This window comes from Stenotrophomonas maltophilia group sp. msm4 (assembly GCF_032025605.1).
GTDB lineage: Bacteria > Pseudomonadota > Gammaproteobacteria > Xanthomonadales > Xanthomonadaceae > Stenotrophomonas > Stenotrophomonas sepilia.
Window position 1 is genome coordinate 162,501 of the sequence record NZ_JAVSKK010000002.1, and the last position, 19,618, is coordinate 182,118.

At 65.0% G+C, this 19,618-nt stretch carries 3 protein-coding genes, 3 rRNA genes and 9 pseudogenes (1 of these 15 running past the window's edge); 11 read left to right on the forward strand and 4 right to left on the reverse strand.

The genetic code is table 11. The annotated features are described in order from the left end of the window. The 3 genes from ROV93_RS09870 to rrf (ROV93_RS09880) form a co-directional block, all read left to right on the forward strand. Window positions 1–2,485 (forward strand): 23S ribosomal RNA (locus tag ROV93_RS09870); it begins 390 nt to the left of the window's first position. Window positions 2,486–2,611: 126 nt separating this feature from the next. Further along, window positions 2,612–2,726 (forward strand): 5S ribosomal RNA (gene rrf / locus ROV93_RS09875). Window positions 2,727–2,857: 131 nt separating this feature from the next. After that, window positions 2,858–2,972 (forward strand): 5S ribosomal RNA (gene rrf, locus ROV93_RS09880). A gap of 317 nt (window positions 2,973–3,289) precedes the next feature. Here rrf (ROV93_RS09880) and ROV93_RS09885 read toward each other — a convergent pair. Together ROV93_RS09885 and ROV93_RS09890 are read right to left on the reverse strand one after the other, a co-directional pair. Beyond that, window positions 3,290–4,997, reverse strand: a pseudogene (locus ROV93_RS09885) (M28 family metallopeptidase). Window positions 4,998–5,083: 86 nt separating this feature from the next. Then, window positions 5,084–5,746, reverse strand: a complete 663-nt coding sequence (locus ROV93_RS09890; protein WP_072169012.1) for a hypothetical protein — start codon at window positions 5,744–5,746, stop codon at window positions 5,084–5,086. Between the two features lie 162 nt (window positions 5,747–5,908). On the opposite strand from ROV93_RS09890, the pseudogene ROV93_RS09895 reads away from it, so the two are divergent. After that, a pseudogene (locus tag ROV93_RS09895) lies at window positions 5,909–7,132 on the forward strand (peptidoglycan DD-metalloendopeptidase family protein). 108 nt (window positions 7,133–7,240) lie between these two features. Next, a pseudogene (locus tag ROV93_RS09900) lies at window positions 7,241–8,700 on the forward strand (S41 family peptidase). A gap of 60 nt (window positions 8,701–8,760) precedes the next feature. Here the strand turns inward: ROV93_RS09900 and ROV93_RS09905 are convergent. After that, window positions 8,761–9,454 (reverse strand): annotated as a pseudogene (locus ROV93_RS09905) (rhomboid family intramembrane serine protease). Between the two features lie 227 nt (window positions 9,455–9,681). On the opposite strand from ROV93_RS09905, the gene ROV93_RS09910 reads away from it, so the two are divergent. The 3 genes and pseudogenes from ROV93_RS09910 (at window position 9,682) to ROV93_RS09920 (ending at window position 12,898) form a co-directional block, all read left to right on the forward strand. After that, the gene (locus tag ROV93_RS09910) at window positions 9,682–11,109 is read left to right on the forward strand and encodes an outer membrane protein transport protein (RefSeq protein ID WP_005414995.1); all 1,428 of its coding nucleotides are present in this window, start codon (window positions 9,682–9,684) and stop codon (window positions 11,107–11,109) included. A 131-nt stretch (window positions 11,110–11,240) separates the two neighbouring features. Beyond that, a pseudogene (gene pnuC, locus ROV93_RS09915) lies at window positions 11,241–11,838 on the forward strand (nicotinamide riboside transporter PnuC). Continuing rightward, complete coding sequence (locus ROV93_RS09920) at window positions 11,825–12,898, forward strand: AAA family ATPase (RefSeq protein WP_072169015.1); 1,074 nt, start codon at window positions 11,825–11,827, stop codon at window positions 12,896–12,898. Before pnuC ends, ROV93_RS09920 begins: the two are co-directional and overlap by 14 nt. 118 nt (window positions 12,899–13,016) lie before the next feature. On the opposite strand, the pseudogene putA reads toward ROV93_RS09920, so the two are convergent. Further along, window positions 13,017–16,233: pseudogene (putA, locus tag ROV93_RS09925) on the reverse strand (bifunctional proline dehydrogenase/L-glutamate gamma-semialdehyde dehydrogenase PutA). Window positions 16,234–16,506: 273 nt separating this feature from the next. On the opposite strand from putA, the pseudogene ROV93_RS09930 reads away from it, so the two are divergent. The 3 pseudogenes from ROV93_RS09930 (at window position 16,507) to ctaD (ending at window position 19,618) form a co-directional block, all read left to right on the forward strand. Continuing rightward, window positions 16,507–16,981, forward strand: a pseudogene (locus tag ROV93_RS09930) (DUF2244 domain-containing protein). An 11-nt stretch (window positions 16,982–16,992) separates the two neighbouring features. Continuing rightward, a pseudogene (coxB, locus tag ROV93_RS09935) lies at window positions 16,993–17,945 on the forward strand (cytochrome c oxidase subunit II). Window positions 17,946–18,004: 59 nt separating this feature from the next. After that, window positions 18,005–19,618, forward strand: a pseudogene (ctaD, locus tag ROV93_RS09940) (cytochrome c oxidase subunit I).

A 19,618-nucleotide genomic window follows, 5' to 3' on the forward strand; every position in this document is an offset into this window, starting at 1 on the left:
GGGGGGACCATCCTCCAAGGCTAAATACTACTGACCGACCGATAGTGAACCAGTACCGTGAGGGAAAGGCGAAAAGAACCCCGGAGGGGAGTGAAATAGAACCTGAAACCGTGTGCGTACAAGCAGTAGGAGCTCCGCAAGGAGTGACTGCGTACCTTTTGTATAATGGGTCAGCGACTTACTGTTCGTGGCAAGCTTAACCGTATAGGGGAGGCGAAGGGAAACCGAGTCTGATAAGGGCGCATAGTCGCGGGCAGTAGACCCGAAACCGGGTGATCTAGTCATGCCCAGGGTGAAGGTGCGGTAACACGCACTGGAGGCCCGAACCCACTCCCGTTGCAAAGGTAGGGGATGAGGTGTGATTAGGAGTGAAAAGCTAATCGAACCCGGAGATAGCTGGTTCTCCTCGAAAGCTATTTAGGTAGCGCCTCATATGTATCCTCTCGGGGGTAGAGCACTGTTATGGCTAGGGGGTCATCGCGACTTACCAAACCATTGCAAACTCCGAATACCGAGACGGACTGTATGGGAGACACACGGCGGGTGCTAACGTCCGTCGTGAAAAGGGAAACAACCCAGACCCACAGCTAAGGTCCCAAATTTTGTGCTAAGTGGAAAACCATGTGGAAAGGCACAGACAGCCAGGAGGTTGGCTTAGAAGCAGCCACCCTTTAAAGAAAGCGTAATAGCTCACTGGTCGAGTCGGTCTGCGGGGAAGATTAAACGGGGCTAAGCACAGAACCGAAGCTTGGGGTGCATACTTCGTATGCGCGGTAGAGGAGCGTTCCGTAAGCCGTTGAAGGTGGATTGAGAAGTCTGCTGGAGGTATCGGAAGTGCGAATGCTGACATGAGTAACGATAATGCGGGTGAAAAACCCGCACGCCGAAAGCCCAAGGTTTCCTTGCGCAACGTTAATCGGCGCAGGGTGAGTCGGCCCCTAAGGCGAGGACGAAAGTCGTAGTCGATGGGAAGCAGGTTAATATTCCTGCACCTCGCGTAAGTGCGATGGAGGGACGGAGAAGGTTAGGTGTACCAGGCGTTGGTTGTCCTGGGGAAAGGCGGTAGGTTTGGATCTTTGGCAAATCCGGGATCCTCTAAGACCGAGCACCGAGACGAGCCTTTATGGCAAAGTCACTGATACCACGCTTCCAGGAAAAGCTCCTAAGCTTCAGCTTACGCAGACCGTACCGTAAACCGACACAGGTGGGTAGGATGAGAATTCTCAGGCGCTTGAGGAACTCGGGTGAAGGAACTAGGCAACATGGCACCGTAACTTCGGGAGAAGGTGCACCTTTTTGGTGGCTCGTGCGAGCTATAGCTGAAGAGGGTCGCAGTAACCAGGCCGCTGCGACTGTTTATCAAAAACACAGCACTCTGCAAACACGAAAGTGGACGTATAGGGTGTGACGCCTGCCCGGTGCTGGAAGGTTAATTGATGGGGTCAGCCGCAAGGCGAAGCTCTTGATCGAAGCCCCAGTAAACGGCGGCCGTAACTATAACGGTCCTAAGGTAGCGAAATTCCTTGTCGGGTAAGTTCCGACCTGCACGAATGGCGTAACGACAGCGGCGCTGTCTCCACCCGAGACTCAGTGAAATTGAAATCGCTGTGAAGATGCAGCGTTCCCGTGGCAAGACGGAAAGACCCCGTGAACCTTTACTATAGCTTTACACTGAACGTTGAGTTCGTCTGTGTAGGATAGGTGGGAGGCTATGAAACCATGGCGCTAGCTGTGGCGGAGCCATCCTTGAAATACCACCCTGTCGTGCTTGACGTTCTAACCTGGAAATTTCATTATCTGGGTCGGGGACCGTGTATGGTGGGTAGTTTGACTGGGGCGGTCTCCTCCTAAAGAGTAACGGAGGAGCTCGAAGGTACGCTCAGCGCGGTCGGACATCGCGCACTGTGTGCAAAGGCATAAGCGTGCTTGACTGCAAGATCGACGGATCAAGCAGGTAGGAAACTAGGACTTAGTGATCCGGTGGTTCTGTATGGAAGGGCCATCGCTCAACGGATAAAAGGTACTCCGGGGATAACAGGCTGATACCGCCCAAGAGTTCATATCGACGGCGGTGTTTGGCACCTCGATGTCGGCTCATCACATCCTGGGGCTGTAGTCGGTCCCAAGGGTATGGCTGTTCGCCATTTAAAGTGGTACGCGAGCTGGGTTCAGAACGTCGTGAGACAGTTCGGTCCCTATCTGCCATGGGCGTTGGAGATTTGAGAGGGGCTGCTCCTAGTACGAGAGGACCGGAGTGGACGAACCTCTGGTGTTCCGGTTGTCACGCCAGTGGCATTGCCGGGTAGCTATGTTCGGAAGCGATAACCGCTGAAAGCATCTAAGCGGGAAGCGCGCCTCAAGATGAGATCTCCCGCAAGACAAGCCCCTGAAGGAACCATGTAGACTACGTGGTTGATAGGTCAGGTGTGTAAGTACAGCAATGTATTGAGCTAACTGATACTAATGATCCGTGCGGCTTGACCATATAACCTCAAGTTGCCTTGGCTTTACGACAGCGTCGTAAGAGCATCCAAGTGCACGCTACGTCACAAGAACTATGCGAGGCTGGCGCCTTGTCCCACAGGGACGAGTGCGACGCTCCAAAAGCCTCCCTGGTGAAATTAGCGCTGTGGAACCACCCGATCCCATCCCGAACTCGGAAGTGAAACGCAGCTGCGCCGATGGTAGTGTGGCTCAAGCCATGCGAGAGTAGGTCATCGCCAGGGTTTATACCCAAAACCCCGCTGCTGACGCAGCGGGGTTTTTCTTATTAAGTGAAGGCATTGCTTTTCTGGATACCTTCCGCCCATGGGCAAGATCGCGAAGCTGGCGCTGCAAGCGCTGCTGCAACCGTCTCCCTGGTGAAATTAGCGCTGTGGAACCACCCGATCCCATCCCGAACTCGGAAGTGAAACGCAGCTGCGCCGATGGTAGTGTGGCTCAAGCCATGCGAGAGTAGGTCATCGCCAGGGTTTACACCCAAAACCCCGCTGCTGACGCAGCGGGGTTTTTCTTTGGGCGCAGGAAACGTGGGTAGTGCCGGCCGCTGGCCGGCAACCCGATGGCGTTACATCGCCCGCTAGATCCACGCCCTGCGTGGATGCCGTCCACGAGGAAGCATGGCGCCAACCAAGGTTGGCCGCTACCAATCGATTGCCGGCCAGCGGCCGGCACTACCGGCAGATCCACACCAGCCGTGGATCTGCCGCCGACGGTACGCAAAAGAAAAGCGGCGCCCCGGGGGGCGCCGCTCTGCTCTCAACAGTCCTCAGTCGAGCATGACCCGACTTTACTTGGCCGAAGCCTTGTCCTTCATCATCGCGTCGCGGGCCGCCTTGAACGGGTTGCCTGCATACCAGTTCGGCCAACGATCACCACCGGCCAGTTCCTTGCCCACGCCGTACATCAGCTGCAGGTCTTCGACGGTGCCATCCAGCTTCCAGGTGGCGGCGTCGAACTCGTCCTTCGGGCCATGGTAGCGGTTGGCGCCGTAGTCCGCCGCGGCCTTGCGGCCCGCTTCCACGCCACCCTCGCGCAGGTCCTCGCCGCCATCGGCGTACAGGGCTGGCACACCGGCCTTGGCGAAGTTGAAGTGATCCGAGCGGAAGTAGAAGCCGCTTTGCACCGAGGTCTCACCGTGCAGCGTACGGTCCTGGGCGGCGGCCAACGGCTTGAGGATGTCCTCCAGCTCCGAGCTGCCGAACCCGGTGACGGTCACGTCCTTGGCACGGCCAGCCACCGACATGGCATCGATGTTGATCACGCCGGCGATCTTGTCCAGCGGGAAGGTCGGGTGGGCGACGTAGTACTTCGAACCCAGCAGGCCGGATTCTTCCAGGGTCACGGCCAGGAACACCACCGAACGCTCCGGCTTCGGGTCCTGGTGGGCCATGGCTTCGGCCACTTCGAGAATACCGGCGACGCCGGTCGCATTATCGACGGCGCCGTTGTAGATGTTGTCGCCGGTCTCGCCCTCATGCTTGCCCAGGTGATCCCAGTGCGCCATGTACAGCACCGCCTCGTCAGCGCGCTTGCTACCCGGCAGCACACCCACCACGTTGCGCGACTGCTTCTGTGCGATCTGGCTCTTCAGGTCGACCGCAGCGGTGGCCTTCAGCGGCACCGGCTTGAAACCGCGCTTGCTGGCGTCCTTGTAGGCCTGCGCCAGGTCCAGGCCGGCACCGGCGAACAGTGCCTTGGCCGCGTCGGCGCTCAGCCAGCCCTGCACCGGAATGCGCGCTTCCGGGTCATCCTTGGCCGGCAGGTCGTACTGCGGCCGCCCAGGAGTTCTTCACCACGTCCCAGCCGTAGGAGGCGCCGGCGGTGTCGTGCACGATCAGTGCAGCAGCGGCGCCCTTGCGCGCGGCTTCCTCGAACTTGTAGGTCCAGCGGCCGTAGTAGGTCATGCGCTTGCCGTCGAACAGCTTCTCGTCCTCGACGTGGAAGCCCGGGTCGTTGACGAACATGACGACCGTCTTGCCTTTCCAGTCCTGGCCGGCGTAATCGTTCCACTTCTGCTCCGGCGCATCGACGCCATAGCCGACGAACACCAGGTCGCTGGCATCGACCTTTACCTCGGCCTGGCCGGTGCGGGTACCCACCACCATGTCGGTGCCGAACTTCAGCTCGGTGGTCTTGCCGCCCTGGGTGATCTTCAGCACGGTCGATTCGTCGGCCGTGGTCTCGGTCATCGGCACATCCTGGAACCAGCTGTCGCCGTTGCCGGGCTGCAGGCCGATGCGCTGCATCTGGTCGCGGATGTAGTTGACCGTCAGCTCTTCGCCCTTGCTGCCCGGCGCGCGGCCTTCGAACTCATCCGAGGCCAGCGTCTTGACCATCTCGGCGAAGTCGCCGGCATTGATCTCCGGGGAGAACGAATGGGCGGCCGGCTTCGCCGCAGCGGTGTCGGTGGCCGGCGCGGCGGCGGGCGTGTTTTCGCCTTTGCAGGCACTGAGCGCGGCCGCGGCGGCCAGGCACAGGAGGAGTTTGCGGGGCATCGTCGATTCCTGGAGAACAAAGGGCGGCCGCACCTGATGCGCGACCGGTAACAGTGAGTATTACCGAACCGGCAGGTCCGGCGGGTTCAGTCCGCCGGGGCGGTATCGGTGTCGAACGGGATTGGCTCGGCACCGGTCACCGGGCCGATGCGAGCGGAGCGATGCACGTACAGCACCACTTCGCGTTCGAACTGCAGGGGGCCGGTGACCACCGCATTCGGGCCGATGATCACGCGCGGCTTGCGGCTGGCGGTCAGCGAGACACTGAAGTTCGGCTTGCGCACATGCACACCGCCGCTGACCTGCGAACCGATACCGACGGTGATGTCACCATTGACGGTCTCCACGTCCTTGCCGACGCGGCTCTCGACCAGGCCGATGCCGCCGTTGACGGTCTCGACGCCGCCTTCGATCTGGCTGCCGCGATCGGTGAAGATGCTGCCGTTGACGGTGCTGACGCCGCCACTGGCGATCACTTCACGACCCAGGCGCACACCACCGTTGACCGTTTCGATCTTGCCGGTGCGCGCGCGGTCGGCGACCTTCACCCCGCCGTTGACGGTGTCGATGCTGCCGGTCTCGACGCCCTCGCCGACGCGGATGCCGCCGTTGACGGTGTCCAGCTTGCCGTAGCGTTGCCCGGGTTCGGCGCTGATGCTGCCGTTGACCTTGCTGATGTTCTCCTGCGCACAGACCGGCCCGGTGGCCAGCAGTACGCCCAACAGCAGCGGAATGGAAAGAGTTTTCATGGCGACCTCGATGGATGTGCGGCTGGCAGGCCGCGTGCGGAGATGTCACCATTCCCCGGTAGCCCCCGCAACTGCCTGAAGTCACTGGAAAGCCCTTGCGCGACAACGCTCCCATCACGCCGACATCACATCGCCGCTGCCCGCGGCGGTCGCTGCCTGCTGCTGGGGCTGGCGTTGGCGCTGGCCCTGCCGCTGCCCAGCGGTGCGCAGACCACCCGCGAGACCGAGCGCAAGCTGCAGAAACTGCGTACCGAACTGAAGGGCGTGGCGCAGGAGCGACGGCAGATCGAGGGCCAGCGCGGGCAGGCGTCGCGGCAGCTGCGCGAGGCCGACGAGAAGGTAGCCCGCACCGGTCGTGCACTTGCGCAGACGGAAGCCGCGCTGCGCGAGCAGGGCCGCGCCCTCGCCGAAGCCGAGCAGCGCCGCAGCACGCTGCAGGGCAACCTGGCCCAGCAGCACCGCGAACTGGCCGGGCTGTTGCGCGCGGCGTATCAGCTGGGCAACCACGCACCGCTGAAGCTGCTGCTGTCGCAGGACACGGTGGCCGATGCCAACCGCGCCCTGGCCTACCATCGCTACCTGCAGCGCGAGCGTGCGCAGCGGATCACCACGCTGACCGCCGACCTGAAGGAACTGGAAGCGCTGCAGGCGCAGATCGCCGAGCGCAAGCAGAAGCTGCAGGGGACGCAGCAGGACCAGAAACAGCAGGCAGCCGCCCTGGAAGCGGACCGCCGCGATCGCGCAAAGACCGTTGCCTCGCTGGAAGAGCGCTTCAAGGACCAGCGCGAGAAGGAACAGGCATTGGGCCAGGACGCCAAAGCACTGGAAACGCTGCTGGCCAACCTGCGTGCCGCTGCCGCGCGGGCCGAAGCCGAGCGGCGCGCCGCTGCACGCCGGGCCGCCGCCGAGAAAGCCGCTGCCGAGCGCGCCGCACGCCAGGCCGCCGCGCAGGGCCGTCCACCGCCGCCCACCAAGGTTCCACCTGCGGTGGCGTCGGCACCGGCCGAAGGTCGGCGGCCTGGGTTGGCCGTTGTCCGGCAACCTGCTGGCCCGCTATGGCGGCAAGCTGCCCGATGGGCGCACCAGCAGCGGTGTGCTGATCGGCGCGCCAGCAGCACGGTCACGGCCGTGGCCGATGGCACCGTGGTGTTCTCCGACTGGATGACCGGCTACGGCATGATCCTGATCGTCGACCACGGCAACGGCTACATGAGCCTTTACGCGCATAACGACACCCTGCTGAAGGATGCTGGCGCGCGGGTCAGCCGCGGCGATGCCGTGGCCAAGGTCGGCAATTCCGGCGGCCAGGGCGTCACCGCGCTGTACTTCGAGCTGCGCCGTGGCGGGCAGCCGGTCAACCCGGACAGCTGGCTGCAGCGGCGCTGAATCCTGGCCCGCCGGATGCGGTCCGGATTCAACGGGAATTTAGCTGTGCTTCGCGCATAATCGGTGCATGTGCCTTGGGCACCATGCCACCGTCGACAGGAGTGATCCATGCGCGCAGCCCGTACCGCCACCCTCTTGCTGGCCCTGTTGCCAGCGCTGTCCTGGGCGCAGCAGACCGCGCCCGCCCCAAGCCAGGAAACCAGCGGGCAGGCAGCGAACAGCGAGGAGGCGGTGACCTCGAAGGTGCCGCTGGAGGAAATCCGCCGTTTCGTGGCCGTGTACAACGCGGTGCGCGCCGCCTATGTCGACCCGGTCGATGACAAGAAGCTGATGCAGTCAGCCGTGCGTGGCCTGCTGCTCGACCTTGATCCGCACAGCACCTACTTCAACAAGGAAGACGCGCAGGCCTTCGACGAGCAGGCCAACGGTGCCTACGAGGGCATCGGCGTGGAGCTGCAGCAGCAGCCGGACAACGCCAGCATGAAGGTGATCGCGCCGATCGACGACACGCCGGCAGCCAAGGCCGGCATCCTTGCCGGCGATTTGATCATCGCCATCGACGGCAAGCCGATCAGCGCGATCGATGCGAGTGAACCGCTGCGCGGCCCGGCCGGCAGCAAGGTGGTGCTGACCATCGTGCGTGACGGCAAGCCGAAGCCGTTCGATGTCAGCTTGACCCGCCAGACCATCCGCGTGACCAGCGTGCGCAGCCGCCTGCTCGAGCCGGGCTATGGCTATATCCGCCTGAGCACCTTCCAGGCCGATACTGGCTCGGACTTCCAGAAGCACGTGCAGCAGCTGCAGAAGCAGTCCGGTGGCAGCTCAAGGGCCTGGTGCTGGATCTGCGCAGCAACCCGGGTGGCCTGCTGACGGCCGCCGTGCAGGTCGCCGACGATCTGCTCGACAAGGGCAACATCGTCAGCACCCGTGGCCGCATCAGCATCAGCGATGCCCGGTTCGACGCGACCCCGGGCGACCTGCTGAAGGGCGCACCGGTGGTGGTACTGGCCGATGCCGGTTCGGCCAGCGCCTCGGAAGTGCTGGCTGGCGCGCTGCGCGACAACAAGCGCGCACGCGTGGTGGGCAGCCGCACCTTCGGCAAGGGCTCGGTGCAGACCGTGCTGCCGCTGGACAACGGCGATTCGGTGAAGCTGACCACCGCGCGCTACTACACGCCCAGCGGCAAGTCGATCCAGGCCACCGGCATCGTGCCGGATGTTGAGTTGAAGCCCGCCGCCACTCCGGCGGAGGATGCCCTGCCGGCCAGCCTGAGCGATTACAGCGAAGCGACACTGCCGGGCCATCTGCGCGGCGATGACGAAGGCACCGAGGGCTACCACGCCGGTGCGGTGCTGCCGGGCGACGGCCCGATCAACGACGCGCTGGCCGAGCTGAAGAACCCCGGTTCGGTGGCCGCACGGTTGAAGGCCGAGGCCGCGAAGGCGGATGCCGCCAAGGCCGCGAAGGCCGCTGCGGTGAAGCCCGAAGCCAAGCCGGAGGCGAAGGTCGAACCGAAGGCAGACAGCACGCCGGAAGCCAAGCCCGCTCCTGTGCCGGCCAAGCCTTGATTCCTGGTCTACGAACGAGCGGGTGAGCGTGGAGCCGGCCAGCGGCCGGCTCTACCTGGATCAGAAGCCGTGCCGCTTGCGCAGGCGGCGCGCGATCGCGGCGCGTACATAGACCCCGTACACGACGCCGAACACGAAGCCGCCGATGTGCGCCCACCAGGCCACCATGCCGAAGCTTGGGCCGATGTGGGCGAACACCACTTGCAGCGCGCCCAGACGCCGATCAGCAGGTACGCCGGGGCGCGCACGAACTCCAGGAACAGGCCGAGCGGGATCACCACGCCCAGCCGCGCGCCCGGGAACAGGGCCAGATAGGCGCCGATCAGGGCCGACACCGCGCCGCTGGCGCCGATGATGATCTGGTCCGGGCTGCCCATGGTGTAGATCGCGACCAGGTTCGACACTGCGCCGCCGACCAGGAACAGCAGCAGCAGCCGCCACGGCCCCAGCACCCGCTCGGCGGGCAGGCCGAAGATCAGCAGGAACACCAGGTTGCCCAGCAGATGTGACCAGTCGGCGTGCAGGAACAGGGCGGTGAACAGGCGCAGCACGCTGCCGTCCTGCAGGGTCGCCCACCAGTCCAGCGGGTGGGTCAGACCGGTGGACAGGGCGCCCCAGTCCAGCCAGAGGCTGCCGCGGGCATCGTCCGGACGCGAGATCGACCACAGGAATGCCAGCCACAATGACGCGAACAGCACGGGCGTGCGGCCCAGCGCAGGGCCGCCTTCTTGCGGGACGGGAGCGAGACGAACATGCCAATAGCCTAGCGTGCGGCCACTTTCGGTGGGGATGGTCCTGTTCAGCTTTTGAGACGAAAAAACCGCCTGCGCTGTTATTGTTTCATTAACAGGTCTGGGTAATACTCGCATACGGCGTCGTATGTCGGGAGGGGAATCCGGCGCGCTCCGATGGGTCCCAGGACCCGGCGGGCGCAGGCGCACTCAGAGCACCATCACCGCTTACCGGAGAGAGAGAACTACGATGCAAACCGCTTCCACCATTGCCCGACTGACCCTGCTGGCCGTCGGCGTTGCCGGTGCGCTGGCCGCCGCCGATGCCAATGCTGCCGCCTTCCAGCTGAAGGAAAACAGCGCCAAGGGCCTGGGCCGCGCGTTCGCCGGCTCCACCTCGACCGAAGGTGACGCCTCGGTCATCGCCACCAACCCGGCCTCCATGCGCCTGCTCGACGGCACCCTGGTCCAGGGCGACGTCAGCGCCATCAGCTTCGGCGCCAAGTTCCGCGGCCAGGGCCAGTACGGCAACGGCGCGCCGATTTCCGGTGGCAACGGCGGCGACGCCGGCATGATCGCCCCGGTTCCGGCCGCGTACTTCCACGTGCCGTTCGGCGAGAACGACAACATGCACTTCGGTGCTTCGCTGACCGTGCCGTTCGGTTTCAAGACCGAATACGACCGCGACTGGGTCGGCCGCTACAACGGCGTCAAGACCGAGCTGCAGGCCATCGACCTGGGCGTGGCGTTCTCCTATGACGTCAACCCGTACCTGTCGTTCGGTGCTTCGGTGTTCGCCGAGCGCCTGAACGTCGACCTGACCAGCGCTGTCGATACCGGCACCGCGATCAACGCCACGGCCCAGCGCACCGCTGCGGCGCGTGTGCTGGCTGCAGGCGGCACCGCAGCCCAGGCTGCGGCGGCGTCGCAGGCCGCTGCACGCCAGGCCGCCCAGCTCGGCTTCTCGCCGGGCACCGCCGATGGCTACCTGCGCATCAAGGGCGACGAAGTGTCGGTCGGCTACACCCTGGGCATGACGGTCACCCCGGTGGAAGGCACCAACATCGCCTTCAGCTACCGCTCGAAGGTCGAGCACAAGATCACCGACGGCAAGGCCGACTTCACCATCCCGCAGAACGCTGCCGCCTTCCTGGCCACTGCCGCCCCGGGTACCTTCATCGACAGCAACGGCCGCGCCACCATCACCCTGCCGGCCAGCGCCACCGTGGGCTTCACCCACCGCGTGAACGACCAGTGGCAGATCATGGCCGAGGTCACGCGCACGGCGTGGAGCAAGTTCGACCAGGTCACCGTCGACTATGACTCCAACCAGCCGGACAGCGTGCTGCCGTTCCACTACCGCGACACCACCTTCGCGTCGATCGGTACCGATTTCCGCGTGAACGACAAGCTGACCCTGCGTGGCGGCCTGGCGTACGACCAGACCCCGACCACCGACGCCCACCGTGACGTGCGCGTGCCGGACACCACCCGCAAGTGGCTGTCGCTGGGCCTGACCTACGCCGCTTCGGACAAGATGGAATACAGCGTGGGTTACACCCACCTGTTCACCAAGGATCCGAACATCACCTCGACCTCGGCCACTGCCAACACCGTGACCGGCAAGTACAAGGTGAGCGGCGACGTGCTGGCGGCGTCGATGCAGTACAAGTTCTGATTCGGGCGATTGCCTGAAGCAGTACGAGGAGAGCCCCGCGCAAGCGGGCTTTTTTTGCGGAGGGTATCCACGCATGGCATGGATCTACGGGTCCGACGACGCAGGACGTGGATCTACGCGACAATGGTGCGATGAACCTGTCCGACCCGAACTTCCAGCTGGAGCTGGCCGCCAATATCGCCGTCGCCGGCTCGATCCTGCTGGCTGGTCGCAACAACGTGCACACCTGGTGGCTGGGCATCGTCGGCTGCGCATTGTTTGCGGCCGTGTTCGAGCGCTCGCACCTGTATGCGGACATGGTGCTGCAGTTCTTCTTCATCGCCATCAGCGTGCTGGGCTGGTGGCAGTGGCTGCGCGGCGACCATGGCGCGCCGCTGCCGATCACTGCGCTGCGGCCGCGTGCGTGGGCCTGGCTGGCGCCGCTGGCGATGGTGGCCACGTTCGGCTACGGCTGGATGCTGACCCGACTGACCAACGCCTATGCGCCTTACATCGATTCGGCGGTGCTGGTGCTGAGCGTGATCGCGCAGATCCTGATGATGCGGCGCAAGCTGGAATCGTGGTGGGTGTGGCTGCTGGTGAACACCGTGGCAGTGCCGCTGTACTACAGCCGTGGCCTGCATCTGACCTCGATCCTCTACATCGGTTTCTGGATAAACGCGCTGGTCGCCCTGCGCCATTGGCCATCTGATGCGGACCGAGGCCAAGGCAGCCGATGCCGCCGCCTGAGCGCGTCGCGCGGGGGTTGGTGGTGGGCAAGTTCTGCCCGCTGCACCTCGGCCACGAACGCCTGATCGACTTCGCCGCCACGCGCTGCCGGCAGTTGCTGGTGATCGGCTGGTCGCAGCCGGGTTTTGCCGGTTACAGCGCTGCTCGCCGCGAACGCTGGTTGCGTGCGCGCTTCCCCCGGGCAACGGTGGCGGTGCTGGATGATGCGCGGTTGGCAGCGCTGTGTGCCGAACATGGCGTGCCGCCACGCGTGTTGCCGCACGACAGCGACAGCGAGCACGTGCAGCGCGAGTTCACCGCCTGGCTGTGCCAGCACCTGTTTGGTGGCCCGGTGCAGGCGGTATTCACCGGCGAGGACTACGGTGACGGCTTCGCGCAGGCGCTGGCCACGCACTTCGGTGCGCCGGTACGCCATGAGCGGCTCGAACGCGCATTGGACGTCGGGCAGGCGTGTGGCACCCAGCTGCGCGCCGATCCGCATGCGCACCGCCATGGTCTCGCACCGGAGGTGTACGCCGGATACGTGCAGCGCGTGGCCTTCATTGGTGGCGAGTCCAGTGGCAAGACCACGCTGGCGCGGGTGATGGCCGAGCGCCTGCAGACCGCCTGGGTGCCGGAGTATGGCCGCACGCTCTGGGAGCAGCAGGGCGGCGACCTGATGCCGGATGATCTGCTTCGCATCGCAATGACCCAGCCGCAGCATGAAGACGAGGGCGCGCGGCGGGCGCATCGCTGGCTGTTCTGCGATACCACGCCGCTGGTGACGCTGGGCTACAGCGGCTGGATGTCTGGTACGGCGCCGGAGGCACTGCGGCAGGCTGCATTGCGGCCATATGACCTGCTGTTCGTGTGCGCGCCGGATATTCCGTTCGATCAGGACGGCACACGGGTGGGCGAAGCATTCCGGGCGCAGCAGCATGCGTGGTACGTGCGCGAGCTGCAGGCGCGGGGCGTCGAATACGTGCTGCTGGAAGGCGATCTGGAGACGCGCATCGCGCGCGTACAGCGTGAGCTGGCGAAGCGGGCGGACAACCGGTTCAGTGTGACCCTGCCTCTGTAGCGCCGAGCCCACGCTCGGCTGTGCCGGAAAAGCCGAGCGTGGGCTCGGCTCTACAGGAAGCAAAGCACAAAAAACCCCGCATTCGCGGGGTTTCTTGTTTGCCGCACCAAGCAGGCGATCAGTCGCCCAGGGTCAGCAGCGAGGCGTTGCCGCCGGCGGCGGTGGTGTTCACCGTCACCGTCTTTTCGGTGGCAAAGCGCAGCAGGTAGTGCGGGCCGCCGGCCTTCGGGCCGGTGCCGGACAGGCCCTGGCCGCCGAACGGCTGCACGCCGACCACCGCGCCGATCTGGTTGCGGTTGACGTACACGTTGCCGACATGGACGCCGTTGCTGATGCGGTCAACGGTCTCGTCGATGCGCGAATGCACGCCCAGGGTCAGGCCGTAGCCGGTGGCGTTGATCTGGTCGATCACCGCGTCGAGCTGGTCGCCCTTCCAGCGGAACACGTGCAGAACCGGACCGAAGACTTCCTTCTGCAGCTGGCCCAGGTCCTTCAGTTCATACGCGCGCGGTGCGAAGAAGGTGCCATTGGCGGCTTCGGCGGACAGCTCGGCGGCGGCGATCAGGCGCGCTTCGCGGTCCATGCGCTCGGCGTGGTCCTGCAGGATCTTCAGCGCGTCGGCATCGATCACCGGGCCGACGTCGGTAGACAGCAGGCCCGGGTTGCCAACCTTCAGCTCCTTCATCGCGCCGGCCAGCATGGTCATCACCTTGTCGGCGATGTCGTCCTGCACGAACAGCACGCGCGCGGCCGAGCAACGCTGGCCGGCGGAGGTGAAGGCCGAACCGATCGCGTCCTTGACCAGCTGTTCCGGCAGCGCCGAGGAGTCGGCGATGAAGGCGTTCTGGCCACCGGTCTCGGCGATCAGCACGCCGATGGCGGCGTCACGCGCGGCCATCGCACGGTTGATCGCACGGGCGGTCTCGGTGGAGCCGGTGAAGGCCACGCCGGCCACGCGCGGGTCGGCGGTCAGCGCCGCACCCACGGTGGCGCCGTCGCCCGGCAGGAACTGCACCACCTCGGCCGGTACGCCGGCATCGTGCAGCAGCTTCACCGCGTAGTAGCCGATCAGGTTTGTCTGCTCGGCCGGCTTGGCGATGACGCTGTTGCCGGCGGCCAGAGCAGCGGCGACCTGGCCCAGGAAGATCGCCAGCGGGAAGTTCCACGGGCTGATGCAGACGAACACGCCGCGGCCGTGCAGCTGCAGCTCGTTGGATTCACCGGTCGGGCTGGGCAGCTTCTCGGCGTGGCTGAACTGCTCGCGCGCCTGCTTGGCGTAGTAGCGCAGGAAATCCACGGCTTCGCGCACTTCGGCGATGCTGTCGGGCAGGCTCTTGCCGGCTTCCTTCACGCACAGCGCCATGAACTCCGGCATGCGCGCTTCCAGCTGGTCGGCAGCGTGCTCGAGGATGGCGGCGCGGCTGGCGGCCGGGGTGCGGTTCCAGGCCGGCTGCGCAGCCACGGCGTTGGCCAGGGCCTTCTGCACGGTGGCGGCATCGGCGGCCAGCCACTGGCCGACCACCTCGCGGGTGTCGGCCGGGTTGGTCACCGGCAGCGCGGCGCCGGCCGGGTTGGCACCCGGTACCAGCGGCGAGGCCTGCCACGGCTTCACGGCGGCGTTGAGCTGCTCGGCCAGGGCGCGCAGTTCGTTGTCGTTGGCGAGGTTGGCGCCCATGGAGTTCTTCCTGTCGTGGTTCTGGCTGCGCAGCAGGTCAACCGGCAGCGGGATCTTGGGATGCGGAATCGATTCGAACGAGGCGACCATCTCGACCGGATCGCGGATCAGGTCGGCGATCGGCACGCGCTCGTCGGTGATGCGGTTGACGAAGCTGGAGTTGGCGCCGTTTTCCAGCAGGCGGCGCACCAGGTACGGCAGCAGGTCTTCGTGCGAACCGACCGGGGCGTACACGCGGCAGGGCAGGTTCAAGCGGTCGGCCGGCACCACTTCGGCGTACAGGTCGTCGCCCATGCCGTGCAGCTTCTGGTGCTCGTACACGCCGCCGTTGGCGATGCTGCGCACGGCCGCGATCGTGTGCGCGTTGTGCGTGGCGAACATCGGGTAGATCGCGTCCGCATGGGTGAACAGCCGCTTGGCGCAGGCCAGGTAGGACACGTCGGTGTTCTGCTTGCGGGTGAACACCGGGTAGCCCGGGTAGCCTTCGATCTGCGCACGCTTGATCTCGGCATCCCAGTAGGCGCCCTTGACCAGGCGCACCTGAAGGCGGCGACCGGCACGGCGTGCCATGTCGGCCAGGTGGTCGATCGTGTACGGCGTGCGCTTCTGGTAGGCCTGTACGACCACACCGAAGCCATCCCAGCCAGCCAGCGAGGCGTCGGAGAACACCTGCTCGATGATGTCCAGCGACAGTTCCAGGCGGTCGGACTCTTCGGCGTCGACGGTGCAGCCGATGCCGTAGCTCTTGGCCAGCTGTGCCAGTTCCAGCACGCCCGGCACCAGGTCCTTCAGCACGCGCTCGCGCTTGGCGTGCTCGTAGCGGGGGTACAGCGCCGACAGCTTGATCGAGATGCCCGGAGCGTTGTTGACGTCGCCGTCCGGACGGCCACCGCGGGCCTTGTGATCGCCGCCGATGGCGTGGATCGCACGACGGTAGTCTTCCAGATAGCGCAGCGCGTCCTTCATGGTCAGCGCGCCTTCGCCGAGCATGTCGAACGAGTAGCGGTAGCTGGCGTTGTCGCCCTTGTGCGAGCGCGCCAGCGCTTCGCTGATGGTGCGGCCCATGACGAACTGGTGGCCCATGATCTTCATCGCCTGGCGCACGGCCAGGCGCACCACCGGCTCACCGACGCGGCCGACCAGGCGCTTGAATGCGCTGGGCGCATCGGCGCGCGTGGCGTCGTTCATCTGCACCAGCTTGCCGGTCAGCATCAGGCCCCAGGTGGAGGCATTGACCAGCACCGAGTCGCTGCCACCCAGGTGCTTTTCCCAGTCGGCATCGGCCAGCTTGTCGCGGATCAGCTTGTCGGCAGTGTCCTGGTCCGGAATGCGCAGCAGGGCCTCGGCCACGCACATCAGCAGCACGCCTTCTTCGCTGCCCAGGTCGTACTGGCGCATGAAGGCTTCGATCGCGCCCTGGTCCTTGGCACGCACGCGCACGCGGCCGACCAGGTCGGCGGCCAGCGCCTGCACCCTGGCCTGTTCCTCGGCGGGCAGGCGCGCCTGCGCCAGCAGCTCGCGGACGTGGTTGGCCTCGTCCTTCAACCAGGCATCGGTGATGGCCTGGCGGAACGGGTTGGGGCGCCGGCAGTTCCGGCGACAGCAGCGCGCCCGGACGCGGGGCGTCGTGGGCGGCAGGGAGGGAGGAAGGTGCGTTCATGCCGGTCCGGCCAGTGGAAAACTTGGCGATTTTAATCATTTTTGCGGGTTCCGGAAGCGCCCGCAGACACCTTCATGAAGGGCTGATAGCTATTAACCGTGGTGGATTCGGCGTGTTCAGCAAACCCGGAAAAATTTGTGCTGAATTCGTCATTCGTGCCGCCGACCTCATGCTGTGTTGCAGCATCGGAAAATGTGTGAATGCACCCTTGCTACCTGCGAGAGGGCGGGGCTACCATCGAGACGTTTCCCGCGGCAGGAACGCGGTTGCGACATGATCGAGGTGCTTCCAGCTCCGGATGGGTCAGGTACGCAGCTGCGGCTGCGTCCCCCACGGGCGCTCGATGCCCGGCAGTTCGTCCTGTTGTTCACCGTGTTGTCGGGTGCGATGTGGCTGGTGTCCGCCCTCGGGTGGTGGGCCGGCAATGCATTCGCCCCCCTGTTCGCGCTGCTGTACAGCCTGGTGCTGGCAGCGGCGCTGCGTGCCTTGTGGCGCAGCGGTGAACGGCAGGAGGAGATCCGGGTAGTGACGGCGTACGTGGAGGTCATCCCCGTACCCGGTGGATCGCCGGTGTTCGGGCCACCCGCACTGGGTGCGCCTGCTCACCGACGATGAGAGGGTCCGGCTGGCATCCAGCGGCCGGCAGGTGGAGGTGGGGAGTTTCCTCGCGCCGGCCGAACGCCAGACGCTCGCAGAGACACTTGAAAGCTTGCTCGCCGCCAGCGATGGCGGCAACCGACGACGCTAAGGGTCTAGGCAATGAAGCAAAGCAGCAGGTGGGGCGACGAAGTGCGTGAACGCGGTCGCCGCGATGCTGGCGACCGGGGGACTGATTCCGGCGTCGGCCTGGGCCCAGGCGGCCGATCCCAAGCCGTGGCAGCTGAACATGGGCAAGGGGGTGACCCAGACCTCGCGCCTGGCTTGGGAATCGAACAACCTGTCGTTGATCATCTGCACGGTGATCGGCGTCATCGTGTTCGGGGCGATGGCCTACGCCATCTTCAAGTTCCGCAAATCCAAGGGCGCAGTCGCCGCCACCTTCAGCCATAACACCAAGGCCGAGATCATCTGGACGGTGATCCCGGTGATCATCCTGATCGTGATGGCGTGGCCGGCCACGGCCAACCTGATCAAGATGTACGACACCCGCGATGCCGAGATGACGGTCAAGGTCACCGGCTACCAGTGGATGTGGAAGTACGAATACCTCGGCGAGAACGTCACCTTCACCAGCCGCCTGGACCGCGAGTCCGACCGCGTGCGGCAAAGTGGCATCGTGCCGACCCGCGAAAGCCATCCGCACTACCTGCTGGACGTCGACAACCGGCTGGTGTTGCCGGTCGATACCAAGGTGCGTTTCGTCATCACCTCCGACGACGTGATCCACGCCTGGTGGGTACCGGCGCTGGGCTGGAAGCAGGACGCCATCCCCGGCTTCATCAACGAAGCCTGGACCAGCATCGAGCAGCCCGGGGTGTATCGCGGGCAGTGCGCCGAGCTGTGCGGCAAGGACCACGGCTTCATGCCGATCGTGGTCGAGGCGGTGTCCAAGGAGGACTTCAAACAGTGGCTGGCGCAGCGCAAGCCGGCGGCTGCCGAACCCGCCCCCTGCGGCACCTGCAGAACCGGCTGCCCCTGCGGGCGAAGCACCGGCGGCACCTGCTGCTGCCGAAGCCGGCCGCGCACCTGCGGTTGCGGCCAGCGGCGCGTGATGTAAAGCCCGCGGCCGCTCGCGGCCGCGGTGACAACCGATTCTGAGAGGTGTTTTGCAATGGCGCACTCGGCAGTTGGGCGACGACGATCACCATCACCACCAGAGCTTCTTCGAGCGTTGGTTCTTCTCGACCAACCACAAGGACATCGGCACGCTGTACCTGGGTTTCAGCTTCATCATGTTCATCGTCGGTGCGGCGATGAGCGTGGTGATCCGCGCCGAGCTGGCGCAGCCGGCCTGCAGTTCGTCGTCAAGCCCGAGTTCTTCAACCAGATGACCACCGTGCATGCGCTGGTGATGATCTTCGGCGGCGTGATGCCGGCGTTCGTCGGCCTGGCCAACTGGATGATCCCGCTGCAGATCGGTGCGCCGGACATGGCGCTGCCGCGCATGAACAACTGGTCGTTCTGGCTGCTGCCGCCGGTGGCCTTCAGCCTGCTGCTGCTGACGCTGTTCCTGCCGGGTGGTGCACCGGCCGGTGGCTGGACGCTGTATCCGCCGCTGTCGCTGCAGGGCGGCTACAACGTGGCCTTCAGCGTGTTCGCCATCCACGTGGCCGGCATCAGCTCGATCATGGGTGCGATCAACATCATCGCCACCGTGCTGAACATGCGCGCGCCGGGCATCGACCTGCTGAAGATGCCGATCTTCTGCTGGGCCTGGCTGATCACCGCCTTCCTGCTGATCGCGGTGATGCCGGTGCTGGCCGGTGCGGTGACCATGCTGCTGACCGACAAGTTCTTCGGCACCAGTTTCTTCAACGCCGCCGGTGGCGGTGACCCGGTGATGTACCAGCACATCTTCTGGTTCTTCGGCCATCCCGAGGTCTACATCATGATCCTGCCCGCCTTCGGCGTGGTCAGCGAGATCATCCCGACCTTCAGCCGCAAGCCGCTGTTCGGCTACCAGGCGATGGTGTACGCCACCGCCGCGATCGCGTTCCTGTCGTTCATCGTCTGGGCCCACCACATGTTCACCGTGGGCATGCCGCTGGGCGGCGAGATCTACTTCATGTTCGCCACCATGCTGATCTCGATCCCGACCGGCGTGAAGGTGTTCAACTGGGTCAGCACCATGTGGCGGGGCTCGCTGACGTTCGAGGCGCCGATGCTGTGGTCGGTGGCCTTCGTCATCCTGTTCACCATCGGTGGCTTCTCCGGCCTGATGCTGGCGATCGTGGCGGCCGACTTCCAGTACCACGACACCTACTTCGTGGTTGCGCATTTCCACTACGTGCTGGTGACCGGCGCGGTGTTCGCGCTGATCGCGGCGGTGTATTACTGGTGGCCGAAGTGGACCGGGCGCATGTACAGCGAGAAGTGGGCCAAGGTGCACTTCTGGTGGTCGATCGTGTTCGTCAACCTGCTGTTCTTCCCGCAGCACTTCCTCGGCCTGGCCGGCATGCCGCGTCGCATTCCGGACTACAGCGTAGCGTTTGCCGACTGGAACCTGATCAGCTCGATCGGTGCGTTCGGCATGTTCGTCACGCCGTTCATGATGGCCGCGATCCTGCTGTCCTCGCTGCGCAATGGTGAGAAGGCCGAAGCACGCAGCTGGGAAGGCGCGCGCGGGCTGGAGTGGACGCTGCCATCGCCGGCACCGGCGCACACCTTCACCACGCCGCCGACCATCCGCCCGGGCGATCTGGCGCATGACGACATCACGCATTGA